This is a genomic window from candidate division WOR-3 bacterium (assembly GCA_016867815.1).
In the GTDB taxonomy this organism is placed as follows: Bacteria; Hydrothermota; Tepidihabitantia; order Tepidihabitantales; family Tepidihabitantaceae; genus UBA2258.
In genome coordinates this window covers 1-2,783 of record VGIR01000184.1, presented here as the reverse complement: position 1 = coordinate 2,783, position 2,783 = coordinate 1, and the positions used below count along the sequence as shown (strand labels likewise).

The window sequence follows — 2,783 nt, the reverse complement described above, 5'->3', positions numbered from 1 at the left end:
ACTTGAGGGTGCGGCAGGCGCAGGGTCTGCCACGCAGGGAACCTCGACGCCGATTCGTGCAAGTTCTGTGAGATATCTGGAGGCAGCACTTGGCAATCGGAGTGAAGCGCAGTTCGTCTGGTCGGAATCCAAACTCACCCATCCGGGCCGCAAAGGCCGGGGTGCTCCTGTGCGCGATCGTGCTGTGCCTAGTGGTGAACGACGGGCAGGGCTCTTGGCTGGAGAAGGTCATCTACCTACCCGATTCACTGTCTGGGGTCCTCTGGCCGTCGTGTATTGCCAGCAACCCCGATGCAGGCAAGGTATATGTCTCGGGCGAGTACGATGACAGGACGCGCAACGGCTTGGATGCATACGTTGTTGTCATTGACCCGCGCACCAACGAAAGGGTGGCCCGGATTGCCGTTCCGGAGAACGTCAGCCACCTCTGCTACAACCCGGTAGCGAAGAAGCTCTACGCTACGCACTGCCATTGGGGCGTGGCCGGGCGCATGTCCGTCATCGACGGCTTCACAAACCAAGTAACTGCCACGATCGCGTTTGACTCGGGGCCCGGCCAGTTGTGCTGCAACACCGTCAACGGCAAGATGTACGTTACCTCGGAATGGGTGGGCGACCCATCAGTCACCGTCATCGACGGCGTGGGCGATTCGGTGATCCGATGGACTGCAGCAGGCGGCGGTGCCATGGCATTCGATTCTGTCGGGAACAAGCTATACTGCCTGGCATCGGAAGGAGGACAGAGCGCTGTCGTCGTGATCGATGGAATCGGAGATACGGTGCTGACAACCGTGCCGACACCGCTCTATCCAACGAACATAGCTGTGAACGCGGCAGCGCGCCGGGTCTACGTATGCGGCACGGCTACGCTGGAACTCGTTGTGCTGGATGCGGACGCCGACACGGTCTTGGCGCTGATACCCGGCGGCAGCAACGTCGAGCAATCCCTCTGCTTCAATGAACTGCGCAACGAGCTCTACTGCCCCGGCCCGACCGGAGATACAGTGCTGGCGGTAGACTGCTCGGGGGATACGGTCGTACGCAGATACACGATCGGCGTCGGCTACGAACCCGGCTCGGTTCTTTGCCTGCCGGAGCAGGATCTGCTCTTCTGTGTCGCCCACGCAGATCAGGCCACACTCCGCGTGTTGGACCTGGCGACCGGGAACGTCGTGCACTCGGAGGTCATGAGCAGCTGGAAGATGTTTCTTGTCGACCGGGGCGAGGGCAAGTTCTACAGTGTGAATAGGTCAAAGCACGACGTGACCGTGATAGCCGCGAACGGAGGGCCACTCACTAGTGCCAAAATCACAGTTGGCAATGCTTACTCGCCGATCTGCTGGGCGTCGCGGGTCAACAAACTCTACGTGGGCGACGCGTGCAACGGGAACGTCCATGCTCTTGATTGCGCGTCCGGAGCCGTCCGAACGATACTGCCGCACGGGCAGTTCGTCTCGGCCCTCTGCTACGATTCACTGGACAACAAACTCTACGTCGCCGATGACGCCGAGTCGCTGCACGTGATAGACTGCACGACCGATTCGATCATCGCCGCAGTGAGAACTGGTCCATCGCCGCGGCAGATGGCCTATGTTCCGAGACACAACCGCATCTACTGCGCCAATGAGTCGGGTAGCATGACTGTCATCGACTGCCGGAGTGACCTTCCTGTCCGCACAATTCCACTCACCGGAAGCCCGAAAAACCCGCTGTACAACCCCGAGCGTGACGAAGTTCTAGTCCCGTGTCGCCCAGTGTATAACGAGCATTTCGTTGCCGTCGTGGATTGCTCGACCAATTCCTGGGTGGACACGCTGATGTACAAGGCCTCTTGCCCAATCTACTGCCAGTCTGTAGGCAAGATATACATGGTGGGCGTCAGTTCGCCCGAGATCGCAGTGCTGGACGCGGGGTCGGATTCCATGGTCGCGGCCATTCCCGGGGTCATAGGCTCCAACGGTTGCACCAACGAGACGGACCGCAAGGTCTACATGGCGCACGCGGTGTTCGGCTCGCTGGTCGCGGTCGTAGATGCCGAGGCGGACACGCTAACGAGTGTGATCACCTCCATAGTGAACCCGTTTTCTGTGACGCACGATGTTCTCAACGACAAGATGTACATCACGAGTGGGACGGAACCCGGGCGTGTGTTCATCATGGACGGGCCGACGGACTCGATTCTCGATTCCATCCCGGTGTCGGGGCATCGCCCCGGCGTTGCTGTCTGGAACTCCCGTGATGGGCGGATGTACGTCGCAAACGCGTACAGCGGGAGCATATCGGTATTCCGAGACAGCCTGATTCCTGGCATACAGGAGGCGGTTCCAGCCCCGCGTGCGAAGGGCATCGGGACCATCATGCGGCAGTTGGGCTTGCCGGCAGGCTTGCGGCAGGCGGACATCTACGACATCTCGGGCAGAAGAGTCGCAAGACTGAGCCCGGGCTCAGACAAAGCGGAGCGGCCTGCGCCGGGAGTGTACTTTGTCAGAGGACGGGTGACCGAAGACGGGAGACCGGGCGCCTCGGTTCGCAAAGTCGTTGTGACAAGGTAGGAGGAACGCATGACGCGTGGCACCAAGGACCGCGTTCGGGGTCGCTACTCCATCTCGACCATCCGGGCCGCAAAGGCCAGGGCACTCCTGTGCGCGCTGGCGCTGGGCGTCTCGGTGAGTCTGGCGTGGACTCCGCCGGTTCCCGATACAATCCTGCTGCCGGACTCGCTGGGGCCACTGAGGCCGCCGTACCATCTGGCTTTCGGGAGTTCGACCGACAACATCTACGTC

The 2,783-nt window shown here is 60.9% G+C and carries 2 protein-coding genes; both read left to right on the top strand.

The annotated features are described in order from the left end of the window. The first annotated feature begins 89 nt into the window (after nucleotides 1-89). Nucleotides 90-2,552: a hypothetical protein gene (locus tag FJY68_14075; GenBank protein MBM3332949.1), complete on the top strand. Its 2,463-nt coding sequence runs from the start codon at nucleotides 90-92 to the stop codon at nucleotides 2,550-2,552. A gap of 9 nt (nucleotides 2,553-2,561) precedes the next feature. Then, a partial coding sequence (locus FJY68_14070) for a hypothetical protein (protein ID MBM3332948.1) occupies nucleotides 2,562-2,783 on the top strand: 222 nt, incomplete at its 3' end.